Raw genomic sequence first — 19,650 nt, forward strand, 5'->3', positions numbered from 1 at the left:
CTGTCGGCCACGTAGCCCGGATAAGGCGAAGCCGCATCCGGGGATGCGTAGGGGCCACGTGCAAGACGTTGGCCGTATCTGTGTAACGCCCCAGCCTTTTCCGCATCGTTCAGTCCGCTCGGCCCGGTACAGATGATGCCTTACAGGTGGCGCTCGAAGTGCTGTACCAGGCGGCGCAAGTCGTCCGCTGTGGTGTGCAGCTGTTCGGCATAGGCGTGGGTCTGGCGGATGTTGTGGCTGTTTTGCTCGGTCAGCGTATTCATGGCCTCCATGTTCAACGCCACTTCGGTGGAGGTGGACGACTGCTGTTGCAGCATGTCAGCGACCGTTTGCGATGCGGTTGATACGCCATGGCTGGCCTGGCGGATAGCGCCCAGGCTGTCGCTGGCGCCGCGTACCGCCGTGGCGACCTGGCTGACTTGTGCCAGGGCGTGCTGGATGCTGCGTGTGACGTCGCCGGTGCGCTGCATCAGTACGCTGATGGATTGTTCGATTTCTTTGGTGTTGCCGGCAGTGCGCTCTGCCAGGCTGCGCACTTCGTCGGCTACTACGGCAAAACCGCGGCCGGATTCCCCCGCGCGGGCGGCTTCGATGGCCGCATTCAAGGCCAGCAGGTTGGTCTGGTTGGCAATGTCCTTGATCACCAGCGCGACATTGCCGATGTCCTGGGTGGATTGTTGCAGTATGGCAATGGCGTCGTTGGAAGCTTGAAACTCCTGCATCGCCACGCTGGTGGCTTGCTCGGTCTGCTGCATGGCTTGCTCGCCGGCCAGGGTAAGCTGGCGGGCCTCGTCGGCATGGCCAGCGCCGTTGCGCGTGGCGTGCGAAATCTCGGTGACCGATACCGATAGCTGCTCCAGCGCGGCTGCCACGCGGCTGATGCCGTCCAGCGCCTGCTCGCCGCGGCCTTTCAGCGTAGCGGCCTGCTCGTTGACGGCAGCGGCAATGCTGCCCACATCGTTGGCGCCGCCTACCACGTCGGCGATAACGGCGCGGGTATTGATGCGCATACTTTCCAGTGCCTGGCTCATGTCGCGCAGCTCGGCACAGCCTGCGGGTTGGAACGGTTCGCCGAAATGGCCTTCGCCCAAGCGGTGTATACCCTGGCGGATGTGCGACAGCGGCGCAATGGCCTGACGCCGCAGCCACAGCCCCCCGCCCAATAGCCAAGCCGACAGCAGCAGGCTCACCGCTGCCGCTACGCCATCGGGCAGGAACAGGCTGATGGGTAGCAGCAATACGGCCGGTACCAGCAGCCATAGCAGCAGGCGGTCCAGGCTGGCACCGTTGTCTATGCGTGTGGGCGGCAGGCTGGCGCGTTTGGCGCGGATATCAGCGTACAGCTGCTCAGTGGCGGCGACTTGCTGCCGGTCCGGGCTGTTACGCACCGACATGTAGCCCGTAATGCGGCCGTTTTCGCGGATGGGGGTGGCGTAGGCGTCTACCCAGTAGAAATCGCCGTTTTTGCTGCGGTTCTTGACCAGCCCGCGCCAGGGGTGGCCAGCCTTGATAGTGCGCCACATATCGTCGAAAGCCTCGGGCGGCATGTCGGGGTGGCGCACGATATTGTGCGGCTGGCCGATGAGTTCTGCTTCACTAAAGCCGCTGATCTCGATGAAGGCGCGATTGGCATAGGTAATGATGCCGCGCAGGTCGGTCTTGGTGACGATAGGGCGCTTGGGTACCAGAAAGCGTTCGGTCTGGGTGACAGGCAGGTTGCTGCGCATGGTGGGTGTCCTCGGGCTTTGACCGTGGTTATGCGTGCGGTTTTATAGTCAGTGGTAACAATATATTATAAATAAAACTATAAATAGGCAAATTGCATATGCCGAAGGGATTGTCGGTGCAACGTCGTTGCAACACACAGTGATCTCACTTGGCAAAGCATGCGGCCAACGTTGGCAGGCAGATATCCGTGAGCTATATGTCATGACGGCGGCTGTCAGCGCGGGGAAAACCTACAGCTTGTCCCTGCGCGCCATAAGGGTAGATGTGCGGCTGCCCCGCCAGGCCATGGCGGTCGGTGGTCACCCGTATGTGCTGGCCTGGCGCGTTATCTCTGGTACTTTGCACGAGATACACGCCTATGTCGGGCGCAGGTAGCCGCAGTACTGTGGTTCTGTTTGAAGTGTGCCTGGGGTAGGCCGACTGCTTGAACCATGGGGGCTGATTCATTTACTGCTGATGCTGATCGGGGTGTTGTGGCGTTGCTTGCCAGAATGGCGGTACTAGGCAGACTGTAGGGGGAGCTGCAGCGGGTGCCGTACCATCAGTGCTGCAGCCATTGGCACACAATCATGATCTGGCCGCACTACCGTGTGAGCGGTGTGCGGCCAGATTGTGGTTACCCACTTGGGTGTCGTATTACGTACAGTGATGCGGCAGCCGACAGGCCGCCACCCGGTATCTGCTTGTGGCGTATCCGGGTGGAGGTCGATGCAGGCTATGCCGGGCGCCGTGGTGTCATTTGCCGCGCTCATGCCTGTTCGAGGTGTTGGCATCGTGGTCAGGTGGCTGTATCGGGGTGTCCAGCCGCGACACCTTGGTGCCTTGCAAGGACACATTGAACATCAACCCGCCATTGGTCATGACAAAGCCGATGACCGGGGCGGTGGCGGTGTCGGTATTCACCGAGCCATCTGCGCCGATGGTCAGCAAGGCGACGTTGGCGTCCACACCCGCTGTCCAGCCATTACCCTGGCGGAAATGGTCCAGTGCCCCCTGCGTCATGAACAGAAAGACCAGCGCCTTGGACTGCGCGCCGGCCTGAAAGCCCAGCGACCCGGTCATGGTTTTGTAATAGCCGGCCTGCGCATTGCCTACGCGCAATTCACCCTCGCCATACGCACCGCCCACAACAAAGCCTGCCGTCAGTACCGATGGGAACACCAGTACCCCTTTGGCCTTGGCCACCAGTTCGCGCGAGCCTTTGGCCTGCAGGTAAAGCTTGCCCAGTGTGTCGTCCACATTGGCATGAATGGCAGCGCGTTGCGACAGGGTGCTGCGCTGATAATCGGGCATGGTGGTGGTGCAGCTGGCCAGCGCCATACTGAGCGAGAGCACCCAAACAGTTCGTTTGAACATGACAAAACCTCCGGTGAAACCGTACAAGAATTTGTGCGGGGCGGTGCAAGATCAGACAGCATCCCGCACATGGTGGCTGTGTTCGGTACGCCAGCACACATAGCCGCTGCAGATGTGCCCTAGTGTTCGCCAGAGCGGCCGTGCAGTGATGTCGGGGTCGGTGGTACGTCGCGTGGTGTGGTCGTGCGGGGAGCCTGTTTTGTGTGCTGATGACCGGTTCTGGCACGTGTTGCCGCGGTGATGGCGGCTAGAAGAAGCCGCGTACCAGTGCCTGTACGCTGCGTTGCTGCGGTAGGGCGCCGTACTGGCTACCTGGGGTGCCCTGTTGCTGTAGCCACTGCAGGGCGTAGTCGGCGCGCTCGCCGCGCCAGCGCGCCTCGACCCACAGCCGGGTGCTGTGGTCTATCTGGTCGTGGTGGTAGAGCAGGGCCAGGTCCAGGTGCGGGGTAGCGTCTTGCCAGCGGGCCTGCCAGAGCAACTGGCGGCGGGTGGCCAGCTGGCCACTACGCTGCTGCTGCAGGCGGTAGGTGTAATAGGCAGCGGGCTGTCGTGCCAGCGCCGCCCACGTTTGGGTGTCCAGTGCTGTGCCGTCGTATTGCCATTCCAGCCCCAGCGTCAGCTTGCCAGGTAGCGTGTACTGCACGCCGCTCGCCAGCTGGTTGCGCCAGCTATTGCCATCTGTCCGGCCACCGGCCCATTCGCCATAGAGCACGGTGGCCTGCCCCAGTATGCCGCTGAGGTTGGCCCCCAGCCGGCTACCGCTATCGCTGGCGTGATAGAGCAGCCACTGTGGCGACAGTGGCAGGGCAGGCTGGCTGAGGCTGAGTAGCCAGCGTGACTGGCGGTTGGGGGCGTCGGCATCCGGCAGCGCGGTTGTGCTGCTGCTGTGGCTCAGGGCGGGGGCGAGCAGCAGGTTGGCCGCACCGCCGTCCCACCATTGCTGGGCGCGCAGCATCACCGTGCCCTGGCGGTTGTCGCGCTGGCTGGCCGGGTCGGCAGAGATCACGCTGCGTACCGCGCTATCGCGCAGAAAGTCGGTAGGGTTGAAGCCGGTTGCCACACCGTTGCGCACGTTGATGCGACCCAGTGCCAGCTGGCCTGTGCTGTCCGGCTGCCAGGCGGCGTAGGCATCACTGACCGTCAGCACGTTGCCAGGCTGGCCGTTATCCGGCTGGCGCCAGTCAGCCCTGGCGGCTAGCTGCAGGCGCAGGTTATCGCTGATGGCTTGTTCGCCGCGTGCACTCAGCGACAGACGCTGGCTGCCGCTGGGGTAGCCGGGTGGCTGCCACTGGCTGTGTTCGTGCGCCAGCTCGATAAATTTCGTCCCGCTGCTGGCGGGCGCTGGGGTGTTGTCCGGCGTGGCGTCAGCCAGCGCCAGCGCGGCGGCGTCCGTGTCGGGCAGCGCGGTGTCTGCCGGGGCTTGCGCCAGCACCGGTAGGGTGGCCAGCGCCAGCGTGGCGGTAAGTAGCCGGCTCATTGGGGCTGGAAGCGTGGCAGGTAATCGCGTTGTAGCCAGGCTTCCGGTACCTCGCGTTTTACCCAGTCGCTGTAACGCATCACGGTGATCCAGTCAGGCTCCAGGCCGTCGATGATGACCGTTTCGGTGGGGCGCTCTACGCCTAGCCAGCGTTGATAGCGGCGGTAGTAGGCGGTTTTCAGCAGCTTGCCGCTGTCGGCGTAAAAGCGGGCCTTGATCGGCCGCGCACCGTCCTGGCTGACCCACATGTCGATGCGTGGGTAGTTGGCGCCGTCGCCGCTGGCGTGCAGGGTAAGTTTGTAGCTGGCACGCGGCTGGCGGTCGCCATCCAGTGTGTCTTCTGCGATGGCCGTGGTGGCGCGGTAGTCGCGTGCGAAGTTGGTGGTGACCACATCACCGTTGGAGGCCTGGCCCAGTAGCCGCTGCTGCGGCGACAGGCGGACGCTGGCCTTGCTGGCCGGGTCGTAAAACCACAGATCGCGGCCGTTGTAGAGAATGAGCTTGCCCACGTCGCGCGCGGGTGACTGGTAGCGCACCAGGCTGCGGAACTGGCCATCGCTGGCGCTGGCGCGCGAATATATGGCCAGCGTGCTGCTGTCGCTTTGCTTGCCCTGGCGGTATTCGGTCAGGGTGTTTGTCAGGCCGAAGGCGAAGTCAGGGTTACGCACGGCGTCGCTGGCGGCCAGGATGGCTTGCGGCTCGGGTGCGGCCAACAGTGTTGTGCTCAGGGCTAGCCCCAGCAGGGTCATGAGCAGTCGGGTCATGGTGTGTCCTCAGGCGTGACGCAGTGCGTCGACAATTTGCTGGCGTGCTGCGCGGCGCGCTGGCCACCAGGCGGAAAGCAGCGTCACGCCCAGCATGCCGCCCATACTGCCCAGCAGCAGTGGGATGTCCTGCCCTACGCGTACCAGGATCAGGTAAGCGTAGGCGTAGCCCGGCGGGGTCCAGCGCCAGCCGCTGTGGTTGATCAGTGCGGCAATCGCCAGTGCGGCCAGTACGCCCAGCACCACACCGGCCAGCCCCAGTAGCAGCGCCTCGCACAGGAACAGGCGGCGTATACCGGCGCGGCGCAGGCCCAGCGCGCGCAGGGTACCTATCTCGCTGGTGCGTTCTACTACGGCGCTGCTCATGGTGTTACCCAGCGTAAACAGCACGATGACCCCGATCAGCATGGCAATAAAGCCGAACATGGAATCCATGAACTGGTTGGTCTGGCCGTAGGTGGGGTTCAGCTGGGCAAAATCCAGCAACACCAGGTCTTGTCCGCCACCGTGTTGTGCCAGCAGGGTGCGAAGGCGGGCGGTGGCTAGCGGCAGGTCGGCAGTATGGTGCAGCTGTAGCAGGATGGCGGTGACTTGCGGCTGGGCCTGGCCGTATACCAGGCGCTGCGCTTGCTGCAGGTGCATGGCCATATACAGGTCGTCCAGCGCCTTGATGCCCATATTGCTGGCCTTTACCACCTGCAGGCTGGCCACATTGGGCGCGCCGCGCTGACTGGCGGCCAGCAGCTCGATACGGTTGGCCGCATCGTGGCCGGCGCTGGCTGGTGTTGCCTCCTGCTGTGTCAGTGCCGCCAGGTCGGCTGGCGTATCCTGCCCGCTGCGGCTGCCGGTCGCCAGCGGCGTGCACGGCATGTCGGCAGGTAGCAGCGCGCACAGGCGCAGCTTGCGTGCGACACCCTGGCCCAGCACCACGCTGTCGGCGGGCCGGCCTTCCAGCGCCAGCGGCTGGGCGTAGCTCACCACGCCGTACTCGTTCCAGCGCATCATGCGGTTACGGGCGGCGGCATCCACGCCGTTGACCAGCACCGAGCGCGATACGTTGGCCGCAAAGCGCCCGGCAATGCCGCCCAGCTGCAGGGTTGGCGTTACTTCGTTCAGCAGTGGGCGCAGCTGCGGGTCTTGCTGTAGTGCGTTCATCAGTACGGCGTAGTTGTGAATGCCGTAGGCAGCCGGGTTGTCGCTGCCCTCTTCAAAGTAGCCCTGGCGCTGGATCTGCAGGTGGCCGGTGTACTGCACGAAGCCGGTGAGCGTGCCGTACTGGATATTGGAACGGTAGCCGCCAAACAGCAGGATGGCGGTAAGCCCCACCACCATGGTGAGCAGGGTAGCCAGCGAGCGGCGCCGGTTGCGCAGCAGGTTGCGCAGCGCCAGTAGCAGCGTGCTCATGGCTGACCCTCCAGTGTGGTGTGGAGTTGGCCGTCGCGCAGTGGTATCAGTGCGTCGGCGGCGGCGATGATCTGCGCGTCGTGCGAGGAGAACACAAACGACACCGCGTGCTCGCGCTGCAGGCGGCGCATCAACGTAATGATCTCGGCGCCGGTGTGGCTGTCCAGGTTGGCCGTGGGCTCGTCGGCCAGCACCAGTGCCGGCTGCCCTACCAGGGCGCGGGCGATGGCCACGCGCTGGCGCTGGCCGCCGGACAGCTGGCCGGGGCGGTTGTCCATGCGCTCGGCCAGGCCCACGGCGGCCAGCATGTCGCGCACGCGCTGGCGGCGCTCGTTGCCGCCCACCCCGGCCAGAATCAGCGGGTACTCCACGTTCTCGTAGGCGCTCAGCACCGGCAGCAGGTTGAAGTGCTGGAACACGAAACCGATATGGCGGGCGCGAAAGTCCGACAGTGCGTCGTCGTCCAGTGCGTTTAGCACCTGGCCGGCGATCTCGATGCAGCCGCTATCGGCGCGGTCCAGGCCGCCAATCAGGTTCAGCAGCGTGGTTTTGCCGCTGCCAGACGGGCCAGCCAGTACAGTAAAGCAGTCGGGCTGGATGTCGGCGCTGACGCCGGCGAGTGCCGGTACGGTCACACTGTCCAGGTAGTAGGTCTTGCATACATCACGCAGGCGCACGGTAGGCATGGTGGCTTCTCAAGGTTGGCCGTAATGACGAGATGTTAGCGATGGCAGCATGCAGTGTATTGAAGGATTACGACATGCACCGCAAAAACAGTGCCCTTATAATCTTGTCATGTTCAAGATAGACCAGCCCCCGCATCCTGTCGGCAGCCCCTTGTCGGCCGCGCGCAATGCAATGTGGCTGCCCCGTGCCGGGCTGGCCGCCGCCGTGCGGGCCGTGGTACTGCGCGATAGCCGTGGTCTCACGTTACCGGATGCGCAGCGCTACACCTACTTTCCGGCATCACCCTTGTGCACCATTACCTGGTTTTTGCACGGTGACTGCCATCTGGTTCACGCCAGCTTGCCGCCGCCACCCGATAGCCGGCGTGAGCGGCTGCCCGATTTCTGCGTTGGCGGCCCGTTCAACCACCCCTGCTGCAGCTGGGTATCGGGCGAGGTTCACGCTTTGATGCTGCTCCTGCCGCCAGATGCATTGCTGGCGCTGACCGGTCTGCAGGCAGGCGAGCTGCTAAACCGTTTTGCCGATGGTAGCCGTGTCCTGGACGATGGCTGGCAGCAGCTGAGCCGTGCCGTGGCGGCCGCCGCCGACGACGAAGCCCGCATCGCGCTGATCGAGGCATTTCTTACCCCGCTCTGGGCCCTGGTGCGCCCACCGCAAAGCCTGGTCAGCCGCCTCAATAGCGACTGGCTGCAACACCTGGCACTGCGTGCGGCCAACTCTGGCTTGGGGCGCAGCGTGCGCCAGGTCGAGCGCCGCATCAAAAGCTGGACTGGCCAGTCGCTACGCGAACTAAACGGCATGGGCCGTGCCGAGCGCGCGTTTCTGGAGGGCGTTGCCGCCGAGCGCGACGGCCTCATCAATTGGGGCGAGCTGGCCGACCTGACCGGCTACGCCGACCAGTCGCACTTGTGCCGCCAGACGCGACGGGTTACCGGCTTTACCCCGGCCGAGCTGCGTCGCCGCCTGGCCGAAGACGAGGGCTGCTGGGTATACCGGCTATGGGGTCTGAGCGAGCTGCATCTGCGCCAGGACTGAAACGGCTACGCCTGCTGGCAGGGTTGGCCGCAGGCACCAAGGCGGCGTTATTTGCGAAGAGGTGCCCCAACGGGGGATAATGCCCCTTTTGCCTGTAAGGCAAACCCGAAAGGAATAGCATGAGCGCCCTACCAAACTGCCCGGCCTGTCAGTCCGAATTTACCTACGAAGACGGCAGCCTCTACGTTTGCCCGGAGTGCGCGCACGAGTGGCCACAGGATGGCGCCGCCGCGGTGGAAGCAGAAGAAACCCGCGTGATTCGCGACGCCAACGGTAACCTGCTGCAAGACGGCGATAGCGTTACCGTGATCAAAGACCTGAAAGTAAAAGGCAGCTCGCTGGTAGTAAAAGTGGGTACCAAGGTGAAGAACATCCGCCTGGTGGATGGCGACCACGATATCGACTGCAAAATCGACGGCATTGGCCAGATGAGCCTGAAGTCGGAGTTTGTGAAAAAGGCCTGATATAGCGGCCTTATCAGCGAAAAAGCTGCCAGATGGCAGCTTTTTTATTGCGCGGCGTGTATCGCTAGCGCGGGATGATGACGATGGCGGGCTGAAGCATGGCCATTTTTTTGGCGGCTTTGGCGGCCTTTTTCTCTTTCGGGTTGAGCACGGCGTGCTTTTTGGCTTCCTTGCTGCGTTGTTGCGATTTCATGGTGCCACCTCTCGCGGCGACCGGCGGTGCCGGGGTCAGGGCCAGTATAGGCCTGCCCCGGCCAGGGCCCGGTTTTATTGCGCCGTGCTGTTGCGCGGCTGGCCTGCGGCGCCCAGCGGCAGCACCATCTCGTGCCACTGCATGCCGCCGTGCAGCGAGGCCGACGGCTGCACGTACTGGTAGCCCAGGTGGGCGTACAGTGCCACGTGCTGCGGCTTGCACATCAGGTGGATGGCCTGTTTGCCGGCAGCCTGCATGCGCTGGATAAAGGCGCGCATCAGCAGCCCGGCGTAGCCACGGCCCTGGCAGGCCGGGTCGATGACCACCGACATGATCACCACGTTGGCCGCTGCCGGGTCGTGGCCGATCAGCTCCTTGAAGGCTTCGTCGGCCATTTCCACCTGGTGGGCGCAGCCGCTGTTGATGAAGCCCACCAGTACGCCGTCGCATTCCAGCACCAGAAAACCGGCCGGGTACTGCGCAATGCGCAGCGCGATTTTTTCGGCGGTGGCGGCCTCGTCGCCTTCGTAGGCGCTGCTTTCGATGGCGTAGCAGCGGGCGGCGTCGCGTGGCTCGGCCAGACGCAGGGTCAATTGCGGGGTGTGTGGCGTCATGGTGTTAGTCCATCAGTTGGCGGTACAGGTACACCAGTACCCGCGCCAGTTCTTCGGCAGTTTGCGCCTGGCCGGTATTGCCGCCATGGCCGCCGCCTTCGGTTTCAAACAGTAGCGCGTCGTGGCCCAGTGCCTGCAGGCGCGCCACCATTTTGCGCGCGTGCGCCGGGTGCACGCGGTCGTCCTTGCTGCTGGTGGTGAACAGCGCCAGCGGGTAGGCTGCGTCGCCGCGCACATGGTGGTAGGGCGAGTACGCCGCCAGCGCGGCGCGCTCGGCGGGGTCGTCCGGGTCGCCGTATTCGTCCACCCAGCTGGCGCCGGCCAGCAGCTGCGTATAGCGCAGCATGTCCAGCAGCGGCACCTCGCACACCACGGCGTTAAACAGCTCGGGGCGCTGGGTGAGGCAGGCACCCACCAGCAGGCCGCCGTTACTGCCGCCTTCTATGCCCAGCCGGCGCGGGCTGGTGATGCCGCGGGTGATCAGGTCTTCGGCTACCGCAATGAAGTCGTCAAAGCTTACTTGGCGGTTCACCCCCTGCGCCGCCTGGTGCCAGGCCGGGCCGAACTCGCCACCGCCGCGGATATTGGCCACCGCAAACACGCCGCCTTTTTCCAGCCATTGCGGGCCAAAGTTGTCCATGTAGTAGGGCATCATCGGCACCTCGAAACCGCCGTAGCCGTACAGCAGCGTGGGCGCGTTGCCGTCCTGCGCCAGCCCGGCGCGGTGCACCACAAAGTAGGGGATGGCGGTGCCGTCTGGCGCGCTGGCGTGGTATTGGGTGGCGACGTAGCCGCTGGCATCAAACGCCGCTGGCTGCTGGCGCAGCACCTCGGGCTGTCCGCCCGCCAGCAGGTCCAGCCGGTACAGGCCGGCGGGGGTGAGAAAGTCGCTGTAGCTGTAGTACAGCAGGTTGCTATGCCATGGCTGGTCGGCAAACTCCACCACGCCGCCCTGCGGCAGCGGGTTGGCGTGCGGCTGCCAGCTGCCGTCGGCCCAGCGCAGGGTGTCGAGCCGGCTTTTCACGTTGTCGATCACGATAATGGCCAGCAGGTCCAGCGTGGCTTCTACCATTTCTACCGACTGGCGCGCCCCAGGCACACACAGCGGCTGGATGCGGCCAACCTGGCCGCTGTCGGCGGCGCAGGCCACGGCTAGCAGGCTGCCGGCGGCGTAGTGTTGACCGGCAAAGGGCCAGTCTTCTGCCAGCTTGACGATCAGGTCGCCGTGGCTGTAGGCCTCGATCTCGGCACGGGGCGGCAACGGTAGCGCGATCAGGCTATCGCCACTCAGTAGGTAATAGGTTTTGCTGTAAAAGCTGTCCGAGGCTTCGACGATGTCGAACGCCGTAATGCTGCCGGGCGCCAGCGGGTTGGCCGCATCCAGAAAACGCCACGCCGCTACCATCATGGCGTCTTCGTCCAGCTGCAGCAGCGGCTGCGCGTCGGCCCAGCTTTGCCCGCGTGCCTGCAGCCATACCTCGCGCGGGTAGCCGGCGCGGGTGAGCTGGCTGTCGTCCCACGCCGGGCACACGAACACGCTGTCCAAATCGCGCCAGGCGACGTGGTTTTTGCCGTAGGGAAAGGCAAAGCCGCCCGCCACAAAGGCACCGGCGGCCAGGTCGTATTCGCGGGTGACGCTGGCGTCGCTGCCGCCGGGGGTCAGGCTCAGCAGCACGCGGGTGGGCTGCAGTGTGTAGTGCGACACGCCGTCCAGGTACCAGTCCACCTCCTCATCGGCGGCCAGCTGGTCGATGTCGATCACCGTTTGCCAGTCCTGCGCGTTGGCGCGGTAGCTGTCCAGCGTGGTGCGGCGGTAGATGCCGCGCGGGTGGGCATCGTCCTGATGAAAGTTGTACAGCCAGCCATCGTGCTCGGCAAAAAACGGAATCTGCCGCGTGTCGCGCAGGTTGGCCAGAATGCTGGCTTGCAAATCGGCAAAGCGCGGATCACTGTCCAGGCGCGCCCGGGTGGCGGCGTTCTGGGCGGCCACCCAGTCTAGCGTAGCAGCGGCGTCCAGGCTTTCCAGCCAGGCAAAATCGTCGGTGTGTAGGGTCATCGGGGCAGGGCAATAGGTTGGCCGCAAGGCAGCAATGCGCGGATTGTGCGGCAGTTTGCACGGGCAGGGAAGCGGTGGCGCATTCGGCTTGTACAGGCTTGCCACGCAGCTGGCATAATGCAGCCACCCCCGCTGCCACCGGAGCATGCCATGCAAAAAATCGCCCTGTTACTGGCCACCCTGCTGGCCACCAGCCCGCTATGGGCCCAGCCTGTTACCGCCCGCCAAGCCGCTACCTGCAAGACGCAGGCCAGCTGTGCCTATTTTGGTGATGTCTACAGTGGCGACCGCGCCTTTCGCACCGCCGTGCAGGCCGTGTTTCGCGGCAGCGGCAACAAGGCACCCAGTTGGGTTGCCGCGGGCGTGATGACACCGCTACTGCCCATCCAGCAAGGGCGCGAACTCTACCTGCGCGGCAGCGTGTGCCAGCCGCACAACTGCCCGCACCAGCTGTGGGTACTCTACCAGCCGCGCCGCCAGCAGCTGGTGGCGCGCTACACCCGCGAAGACGGCAGCGAGGCCTGGCTAGGCCGCCCGTCTGCCGCACAAAAGGCGCTGCTGCAGGACGAAAACGACCCCGCCTCGCCGCTGGCCGGCAAGCTTAGCGACAGCACACCGCTGCCGCTGGTGTTGCCGTAGGCAAGGTCACGTGGCGTGATGAACACGCCTGCGGCCAAGCTTGAGGGCTTGGCCGCGTGCCTAGCCGTACACCTTCCAGAAAAACGCGGCGGTGAGCACGCTGCCCAGCGCGACCACTATCCGCTTCAGCCATAGCGCCGGCAGGCGGCGCGCCAGGCGTGCGCCGGCGACGCCGCCCAGCACGGTACCGGCCAGCATCACCAGTGCGGCCGGCCAGTCCACCAGGCCTGCGACGATGAAGGTCAGCACCGCCACGCCGGAGATCAGCACCGATAGCCAGGTTTTCAGTGCATTCATGCGGGTGAGGGTGTCCAGCGCAAACAGGCTGTACAGCGCCAGCATCATGATGCCCATGCCGCCGCCGAAAAAGCCGCCGTAGATGCTGACCACAAATTGCCCCACTAGCAGCGCGCTGGTGCTGCGGCCAACGTTGGCCGCGTGCTGGCTCATCCAGCGCGTGAGGGTGGTGCTAAAGGCAAACATGGCGGTAGCCAGCAGAATCAGCCACGGGATCAGCACGTCGAACAGCCGCGGTGATACCACGGTCACCAGCCAGCCACCGGCCAGGCCACCCAGCAGGCTGGCGGCGCTCATGCCCACCATGGCGCGCTGGCCGCTGAGCTCGCGGCGGAAGGTGAGGCTGCTGGCCAGGTAGCCGGGCCATTGCGATACCGAGCTGGTGGCATTGGCCACAATGGGCGGTACACCGGCCGCCACCAGCGCGGGGAAGGTGATCAGCGTGCCGCCACCGGCCACGGCGTTGAGGGCGCCAGCGGCAAAGGCGGCGGCAAACAAGCCCAGTGCAATGGTGAGTGTCATGCTGCCAGCTCGCGGGCGAATACCGCGACCACGCGGTCCAGCTCGCTGCGGCCAACTTGCCAGTGGGTCACCAGCCGCATCAGGCCGTCTTCCGGCCCGTTGGCCTTGATGTTGGCCGCGGCCAGCGCCGCCATCAGGCGGTGGCTATCCAGCGTGGCCGGCAGACGGAACCACACCATATTGATGTGCACATCTTCCAGATTCACCCCTACCCCCGGCAGCGCGGCCAGCTGTTCGGCCAGATAGCGCGCGTTGGCGTGGTCTTCTGGCAGGCGCGCCACCATGTCGGTGAGCGCCAGCAGGCCGGGCGCGGCCAGTACGCCCGCCTGGCGCAGGCCACCGCCCAGCAGCTTGCGGTTCTTGCGGGCGCGGGCGATGAAGGCGGCGGAGCCGGCCAGGATGGAGCCCACCGGCGCGGCCAGGCCTTTAGACAGGCAGCACATTACGCTGTCGCTGTAGCGGGTGATGTCACGTACGTCGCAGCCCAGGTGGGTGGCGGCGTTGAACACGCGGGCGCCGTCCAGGTGTACCGGCACGCCGTGCTGCTGTGCTACGTCCCACACGGCGGCCATGTCGGCCAGCGGGATGACGCGGCCGTTGCTGTGCGCGTTTTCCAGGCAGATCAGGCCGGTGCGCGGCCAGTGGATGTCTTCGCCCACACGGATGCGTTTTTTCACCTCGGCAGCCGGCAGTACGCCGTGATGGCTGGCGATGGTGCGCAGCTGCACGCCGGCAATGACGGCGGCACCGCCGGTTTCGTGCCAGACGATGTGGCAGTCGTCGCCCAGAATCACCTCGTCGCCGCGCTGGCAGTGGGTAAACAGCGCCAGCTGGTTGCCAAAGTTGCCACTGGGCACGAACAGCGCGGCTTCTTTACCCAGCAGGCGGGCGGCCAACGTTTCCAGCTCGCGCACGGTGGGGTCGTCGCCGTAGACATCATCGCCGACTACCGCGTCGAACATGGCCTGGCGCATGGCCGGGGTGGGGTGGGTGACGGTGTCGCTGCGCAAATCGATAACGGTGGGCATGCTGGCTCCTGTGCGGGAAGAAAAACGGCAACCCGCGGGTTGCCGTTGTCGTGATTCAGGCATTTGCCTGATTGTGCCAGCAGGGGCTGTGCTTATAGAAGCGTGATTTTGCCAAAACAGTGTTCAGGCGGCGTTGATGTGGTAAGCCGCCTTGATGGCAGCGGCTTTGTCATGGGCGCTTTGCAGGCCGTAGGCGGTCAGGCTGATGTCACTACCGCACACGCAAGCCAGGGTACTGTCGGGCTGCAGGCTGGCCAGGTGGTGGCGGTTTTCGTGCCCGCAGGCGGGGCAGGCGATGACCACGGTGGCCTTGTAGTGTTTGTCCAGATCGATATCAAAGCGCGGCGACTTCATCAGGATGCTCTCCCATAAAAGACAAGAACCTCCGCTGGCAGCGGAGGTTCTTTAACTTAGGAAGATGGCTGGCTTATTTCAAGTCATCTTGCTTAACGGCGGTGGCGGAAGGTGCTCAGGCCAATGGGCAGCTCGGCAAACCAGTTGATGAAGCGCATCACGTCATCGCCCTGGTAGATGCTGCCGTGCTGCGGGCACAGCATGTCGATCTTCATGCGGCTGGCGCGTTCGCACCAGTCCAGCTTGGCTTCGGTAGAGCCCATCCAGCGGCGGTGGAAGCCTTCGGCGTGGCGGATGTGCTTGTCGAAATCGCGCACGAACAGCTCGTCTTCTTCGGGTGGTATCAGGGCGGCGCCCACGTCGCCGCTAAACAGGATGCGCGCGTCCGGGTCGTACAGGTGGAAGTTGCCGGACGAGTGCAGGAAGTGCGCGGGTACGTACTCGATCTGGCCACTGCCCAGCGGCATGCTCATGCCCTCGTCCGGGATGGCCACCAGCGAGTTTTCGTCGCCGCCAAAGTGCGGGATGAAGCTGCTCCACAGCCGGCTCACATAGCAGCGGATATCCGGGTTGCACTCCAGCCACAGGCCCAGCGACGAGATGATGTCCGGGTCCTGGTGCGAGGCAAACAGGTAGCGGATGCTCATCGGGTCCACAATGGTGGACAGGGCGGCAAACACGGCGGGGAAGATCTCGCTGCCACCGGGGTCGGTCAGCAGGTTGTCGCCTTCGCGGCTGATCAGGTATTCGTTGGTGTCGATCACGCAGTCGGGCTTGGACGGGTCGCGGGCAATCACGACCCAGCGGTGGCTGCCTTCCTGATAGATGGTCTGGGCGGTCTTCATCTTCTTTGCATTCCTGTGCACAGTGCCTCGATGGAGGGCAGGATGTTTTGTATTTTCTGGTCGAATTCCTGGCTGACCTCGGCCAGGGCGCGGCCGTATTCGCGGCCGTAGGCGGCTTCGATCTTGGCCGAGCGCGAAATGGCAGTGCCAAACTGGCACAGCTTGCGGGCGTCTTCCAGGCGGTCCAGCAGGCGCAGGCGCACGTCGCGCACGCGGTGGGTGATCAGGCTGAATTCTTCTTCGCGCCGTACCATGACATCGCGCAGGGCAGGGGATGGGTCCACCACCAGGTCGGTGGCTTTTTTCAGCAGCCGGTAGCGCCGCTCCTGGCGCAGCAGGTCGGAAATCAGGTTAACCGCCAGGTAGGCATCGTTGGAGAGTTCCTGCATCAGGCCGGTGAGCTCTACCGACAGGCTGCGCAGCTCTTTCGAGATCACGCCAAAACCCAGTGCCACCTCGCCGGCACGGTGGGCCAGCAAGATGGCGTTCAGCGCCATGATGTTGATCTGGAAGGCAATCAGCACCACGCCTTTGATGCCTTCGTTCAGCCGGACAAAGCCGGCCAGCTCGCCGGACGATGTCTTGTGTGTTGGCTTATTGCTCAAAGCCCGCTCCTTACATGTGGCTATGGTGGCAGTCTAGCAAAGGGCGTCGGGCTATGCCCTAGTTCTTTCGATATACGTACGCACGTAATGGGCTGGTGTCGTACCGGCGGCTTGGTTATGCTTGGCCGTTTTGTTTGGGGAGTCTGGCATGGAAGCCGATCTGGATCGCCGTTTTGGCGGCGTCGCCCGTTTGTATGGCGAGGCGGCATTGCAGCGCTTTGCTGTGGCCAAGGTGTGTGTCGTGGGCGTGGGCGGGGTGGGCTCCTGGGTGGTGGAGTCGCTGGCGCGCAGCGGTATCGGCCATCTCACGCTGATCGACCTGGATAATATTGCCGAATCCAATACCAACCGCCAGCTGCCGGCGCTGGACCCGCTGTACGGCATGGCCAAGGTGACCGCACTGGCCGAGCGCGTGCGCGCCATCAACCCGGCTTGTGTGGTGACCGAGGTGGAAGACTTTGTTACCGAAGACAATCTGGACGCCATGCTGGGCCAGGGCTTTAACTATATCGTGGACTGCATCGACAGCCTGAAAGTGAAGGCGGCCATGGCGGCCTGGTGCGTACGCCGCCGCCAGCCGTTTGTGGTGTCGGGCGGCGCGGGCGGGCAGATGGACCCGACGCGCATTGCCATTGCCGACCTGGGGGCGGTGACGGAAGACCCACTGCTGTCCAAGCTGCGCTACACCCTGCGCCGCCACCATGGCTTTAGCCGCGAGCCGGGGCGCAAGCTGGGTGTGCGCTGTGTGTACTCCACCGAGCCGCTGGTGTATCCGCAGGTGCAAGCTTGCGATAGCGGCGAGGCCCGTGGCCCGCAGGGGCTGTCGTGTGCCGGTTTTGGCGCCAGCGTGGTGGTCACGGCCAGTTTTGGCCTGTTTGCCGCCTCCTGCGTGCTGAACGATCTGGCTGGCAAACGCCGTAAATAAGGTTGGCCGCAGCAGGTCTAGCCATCAGGCGCCATGCCCCGTACGGGGCATGGCGTTTTTCAATGGGGCAGCTGGTAGCGCTGGCGGTATTGCTGGGTAATGCGCTCGTATTCCCCGCTGGCTTTGAGCCGCACCAGCGCCTGGTCAAACTGCTGGCGCAGATACACATTGGCAAAGCCGACATGGCGCGGCGAGTTGCCCAGCAGGGCGTAGCTGACGATGGCGTGGCGCTGCCCGTTCAGGTCGGTTTGGGTGGGGTTGGCGCGAAAGATGAATTCGTCGCTGATGATCACGTCTACCCGGCGGTTCAGCAGCAGGCGGTTCAGCGTGTCCTGATCGGCGTGTTCGCTGTAATTGGGCGAGTGCGCTACCGCATTGGCAAAGTCCGCGCCAAACAGTAAACGGGCATTCTGGAAGCTGGCCACGCTATAGCGCGACAGGTCGCCCAGCTGGGTCAGGACGATGCCGTTGCTATGCAGGGCAATGGCGCGGTTACGGTAATACAGCAGGGGTTGGGAATAAAACAGCGCGTCAGAGGCAGAAGGCGTGAGGGTGATCATGGCATCGACCTGCCCTTCCTTGAGCATGGCCAGCCCCCGTGCCTGGGGTACCTGTATGACTTTGGTCTGGTAGCCGGCCTGCGCCAGGGTGGCAATGGCCAAAGAGGCCTCCAGCCCGCTGCGCCCGCCGGTTTCTACATAGGGTAGTTTGGTCAAGCCTACGGCCAGGCGCACCTCTGCTGCATGCGCGGTGAAGGCGAGCAGCCATGACATGAGGGCTAGGCATTGCATGATGACGCGCATGGGGTGGTGAGGTGGCCTGGGCTGTATGGATAAATGAATGACCGCATTATTGTTGAGTCCGCTGAATTTGTCAGCGCCATGGTCAGTCCGCCCTGCCTATACTCCTTGACAGGTGCAGGGGTTAAATCAATGAAATTCATATTGAATAGGCGTGCCGTTGTGGCCAGGTACTTGTGTGCTTTGTGGCTACTTTATGCTCTGGCGGGCTTGCTGATGCTGAACTGGCAGGCTGTGACACGTTTTGGCATGCGCTTGTGTAGTGGTTGACCGTGTTTCAGACCCGACAGACCGGAGGTATGATGTGACAGAAGTAATGAGTACAGAAGGGCGTATCGCCCAGCTGCGTGCTATGGCTGACCGTACCTTGGTATTGACGCTGTGGCTGCTGCTACTGCTAACCCTGCTGCTGGCCAGTTGGCACGATACCTGGCTGGAGGTGCTACTGCTGGGGGGGCCAGCGGCCCTGGTGCCGGCCTTGCTGGTGCGACTGGCGCCAGCAGGCGCGCGCAGTACCCGCCTGGCGGTAGCGGCTTCTTTCATGGTGTTTTCTGCACTGATGATTCACCAGAGCCGCGGCATGCTGGAGTTTCACTTTGCCATCTTCTGCTTTCTGGCTTTTCTGCTGTACTACCGCGACTGGCTGCCTATTGTGCTGGCTGCCGCCATCATCGCCGTACATCACGTCAGTTTTTATTTTCTGCAGCTCAACCAGGTGCCGGTGTTTGCCTACCCGTCGGTGGGCAGTTTCTGGGTCGTCGTGTTGCATGCCGCTTTTGTGGTGGCCGAAACCATCGTGCTGGTGATTTTTGCCCGCCGCATGTACAGCGAGAGCGTCGAGGCCGCCACGGTGGCCATGTTGGCCGAAACCATGGCGAAAGGGGATTTGCGGCCAAGTGCCATACCGGTAAAGATGGACAGCGAAATGCTGGCCACGGTTTCCAATATGCAGCAGTCGCTGGCGGTGCTGGTAGGCAGTGTGGTGCGCGAGGCTGACAGTATCCAGCAACGTTGTCAGCAGCTGGACCAGCTGTCACACACGGTAAAACAGGACGCCGCCTTGCAGCGCAGCAGCTCGCAGCAGATGGCCGAGCAGACGGCCCAGCTGGCCCAGACCCTGGGCGGCAGCAAGGACAGCGCCATCCTGGCCAGCCAGCTGACGCGGGATGCCGACCACGTAGCTGGCGAGGGGCGGGCCATTATCCGCAGCACCATGCAAGAGATGCAGCGCATGTCGGCCACCATCCAGGATACCGCCGGCCGTATCGAAACCCTGGGCAGCGCCAGCGACAAGGTGTCCGGCATTGTGAATGTGATTCGCGATATCGCCGAGCAGACCAACCTGCTGGCCCTGAATGCGGCCATCGAGGCGGCTCGTGCGGGTGAAAATGGCCGTGGCTTTGCCGTGGTGGCTGACGAGGTACGCAAGCTGGCAGAGCGTACGGCGCTGTCTACGCGTGAAATCCAGCTGGAAATAGAAGGCATGCAGGACAGCAAGCAGGTTGCGGTCAGCAGCATGAGCAGCATGGTGGAGCGGGTACAGAATGGCGTGAAACTTACCCAGGACGTGGAGGCGTCTATCGATAGTATCGCCCAGTCGGTACAGGGTGCGGCAGAGGTGGTAGCCAGCATCGCCGGCAAGCTCAGCGCGCAGGTCAGCGCGGTGGAACAAATCGGCCAGCAGATCAGCGACGTGGCAACGATCGCTACCCACAACGATGAACGCGTATTGCAAGTCGCCAGCCTGACGCACGACATGCTGGAGACGGTTGGCCGCATACAGGCGGATACCGGCAAGATCCGGGTGTAGGCCCAGGCGGGGTGTACTGTGTCAAACCGTGCCGGTCGGGCTTGCCC

The 19,650-nt window shown here is 64.0% G+C and carries 20 protein-coding genes; 5 read left to right on the plus strand and 15 right to left on the minus strand.

All coding sequences use genetic code 11. The features are described 5' to 3' along the window. Window positions 1–140: 140 nt before the first annotated feature. The 6 genes from ACZ9XP_RS15840 to ACZ9XP_RS15865 form a co-directional block, all read right to left on the minus strand. Window positions 141–1,727, minus strand: coding sequence for a methyl-accepting chemotaxis protein (locus tag ACZ9XP_RS15840; protein ID WP_147685183.1), 1,587 nt, complete (start codon window positions 1,725–1,727; stop codon window positions 141–143). 736 nt (window positions 1,728–2,463) lie between these two features. Further along, entirely contained in the window at window positions 2,464–3,084 is a 621-nt protein-coding gene (locus tag ACZ9XP_RS15845) for a BPSL1445 family SYLF domain-containing lipoprotein (protein ID WP_147685181.1), read from the minus strand. Window positions 3,085–3,331: 247 nt separating this feature from the next. Beyond that, window positions 3,332–4,561 (minus strand): hypothetical protein, encoded by a 1,230-nt coding sequence (locus ACZ9XP_RS15850; protein ID WP_147685179.1) that lies wholly within the window; start codon window positions 4,559–4,561, stop codon window positions 3,332–3,334. After that, window positions 4,558–5,325 carry an outer membrane lipoprotein-sorting protein gene (locus tag ACZ9XP_RS15855; RefSeq protein WP_147685176.1) on the minus strand — a complete coding sequence of 256 codons (768 nt, stop codon included), beginning with the start codon at window positions 5,323–5,325 and terminating at the stop codon, window positions 4,558–4,560. Before ACZ9XP_RS15855 ends, ACZ9XP_RS15850 begins: the two co-directional genes overlap by 4 nt. 9 nt (window positions 5,326–5,334) lie before the next feature. After that, window positions 5,335–6,729: an FtsX-like permease family protein gene (locus tag ACZ9XP_RS15860; protein WP_147685174.1), complete on the minus strand. Its 1,395-nt coding sequence runs from the start codon at window positions 6,727–6,729 to the stop codon at window positions 5,335–5,337. Beyond that, window positions 6,726–7,415, minus strand: a complete 690-nt coding sequence (locus ACZ9XP_RS15865; protein ID WP_147685172.1) for an ABC transporter ATP-binding protein — start codon at window positions 7,413–7,415, stop codon at window positions 6,726–6,728. Before ACZ9XP_RS15865 ends, ACZ9XP_RS15860 begins: the two co-directional genes overlap by 4 nt. Before the next feature lie 109 nt (window positions 7,416–7,524). Between ACZ9XP_RS15865 and ACZ9XP_RS15870 the strand changes: the two genes are divergently transcribed. Continuing rightward, window positions 7,525–8,451 carry a helix-turn-helix domain-containing protein gene (locus ACZ9XP_RS15870; protein ID WP_170253649.1) on the plus strand — a complete coding sequence of 309 codons (927 nt, stop codon included), beginning with the start codon at window positions 7,525–7,527 and terminating at the stop codon, window positions 8,449–8,451. Between the two features lie 119 nt (window positions 8,452–8,570). Beyond that, entirely contained in the window at window positions 8,571–8,915 is a 345-nt protein-coding gene (locus ACZ9XP_RS15875; RefSeq protein WP_017509463.1) for a zinc ribbon domain-containing protein YjdM, read from the plus strand. 64 nt (window positions 8,916–8,979) lie between these two features. On the opposite strand, the gene ACZ9XP_RS15880 is transcribed toward ACZ9XP_RS15875, so the two are convergent. The 3 genes from ACZ9XP_RS15880 to ACZ9XP_RS15890 form a co-directional block, all read right to left on the minus strand. Then, on the minus strand, window positions 8,980–9,108 hold the full coding sequence (locus ACZ9XP_RS15880) for a hypothetical protein (protein WP_276607903.1): 129 nt from the start codon (window positions 9,106–9,108) through the stop codon (window positions 8,980–8,982). Between the two features lie 74 nt (window positions 9,109–9,182). Beyond that, complete coding sequence (locus tag ACZ9XP_RS15885; protein ID WP_147685168.1) at window positions 9,183–9,722, minus strand: GNAT family N-acetyltransferase; 540 nt, start codon at window positions 9,720–9,722, stop codon at window positions 9,183–9,185. 4 nt (window positions 9,723–9,726) lie between these two features. Then, on the minus strand, window positions 9,727–11,778 hold the full coding sequence (locus tag ACZ9XP_RS15890; RefSeq protein ID WP_147685166.1) for a prolyl oligopeptidase family serine peptidase: 2,052 nt from the start codon (window positions 11,776–11,778) through the stop codon (window positions 9,727–9,729). A 150-nt stretch (window positions 11,779–11,928) separates the two neighbouring features. On the opposite strand from ACZ9XP_RS15890, the gene ACZ9XP_RS15895 reads away from it, so the two are divergent. Then, a complete protein-coding gene (locus tag ACZ9XP_RS15895; RefSeq protein WP_170253648.1) occupies window positions 11,929–12,417 on the plus strand; it encodes an Ivy family c-type lysozyme inhibitor in 489 nt (162 codons plus the stop codon). A 60-nt stretch (window positions 12,418–12,477) separates the two neighbouring features. Here the strand turns inward: ACZ9XP_RS15895 and ACZ9XP_RS15900 are convergent, their stop codons facing one another. The 5 genes from ACZ9XP_RS15900 to ACZ9XP_RS15920 form a co-directional block, all read right to left on the minus strand. Then, entirely contained in the window at window positions 12,478–13,236 is a 759-nt protein-coding gene (locus ACZ9XP_RS15900; protein ID WP_465188757.1) for a sulfite exporter TauE/SafE family protein, read from the minus strand. Next, window positions 13,233–14,264: a low-specificity L-threonine aldolase gene (ltaE, locus tag ACZ9XP_RS15905; RefSeq protein ID WP_147685160.1), complete on the minus strand. Its 1,032-nt coding sequence runs from the start codon at window positions 14,262–14,264 to the stop codon at window positions 13,233–13,235. The genes ACZ9XP_RS15900 and ltaE overlap by 4 nt, the downstream gene beginning before the upstream one ends. 123 nt (window positions 14,265–14,387) lie before the next feature. After that, a complete protein-coding gene (locus ACZ9XP_RS15910) occupies window positions 14,388–14,618 on the minus strand; it encodes a hypothetical protein (protein ID WP_017509453.1) in 231 nt (76 codons plus the stop codon). Window positions 14,619–14,710: 92 nt separating this feature from the next. Next, a complete protein-coding gene (locus tag ACZ9XP_RS15915) occupies window positions 14,711–15,463 on the minus strand; it encodes an oxygen-binding di-iron domain-containing protein (protein ID WP_147685158.1) in 753 nt (250 codons plus the stop codon). Beyond that, a complete protein-coding gene (locus ACZ9XP_RS15920) occupies window positions 15,460–16,068 on the minus strand; it encodes a methyl-accepting chemotaxis protein (protein WP_438698387.1) in 609 nt (202 codons plus the stop codon). Before ACZ9XP_RS15920 ends, ACZ9XP_RS15915 begins: the two co-directional genes overlap by 4 nt. 148 nt (window positions 16,069–16,216) lie before the next feature. On the opposite strand from ACZ9XP_RS15920, the gene ACZ9XP_RS15925 reads away from it, so the two are divergent. Further along, window positions 16,217–16,993 carry a tRNA threonylcarbamoyladenosine dehydratase gene (locus tag ACZ9XP_RS15925; RefSeq protein ID WP_147685153.1) on the plus strand — a complete coding sequence of 259 codons (777 nt, stop codon included), beginning with the start codon at window positions 16,217–16,219 and terminating at the stop codon, window positions 16,991–16,993. 59 nt (window positions 16,994–17,052) lie between these two features. Here ACZ9XP_RS15925 and ACZ9XP_RS15930 read toward each other — a convergent pair whose 3' ends face one another. Continuing rightward, window positions 17,053–17,766 carry a transporter substrate-binding domain-containing protein gene (locus ACZ9XP_RS15930; protein ID WP_240803410.1) on the minus strand — a complete coding sequence of 238 codons (714 nt, stop codon included), beginning with the start codon at window positions 17,764–17,766 and terminating at the stop codon, window positions 17,053–17,055. Window positions 17,767–18,109: 343 nt separating this feature from the next. Here ACZ9XP_RS15930 and ACZ9XP_RS15935 point away from each other — a divergent pair, with 343 nt between their 5' ends. Then, window positions 18,110–19,603, plus strand: a complete 1,494-nt coding sequence (locus ACZ9XP_RS15935) for a methyl-accepting chemotaxis protein (protein ID WP_170253647.1) — start codon at window positions 18,110–18,112, stop codon at window positions 19,601–19,603. Window positions 19,604–19,650 lie beyond the last annotated feature (47 nt).

The sequence above is a fragment of the Vogesella perlucida genome (assembly GCF_979366545.1).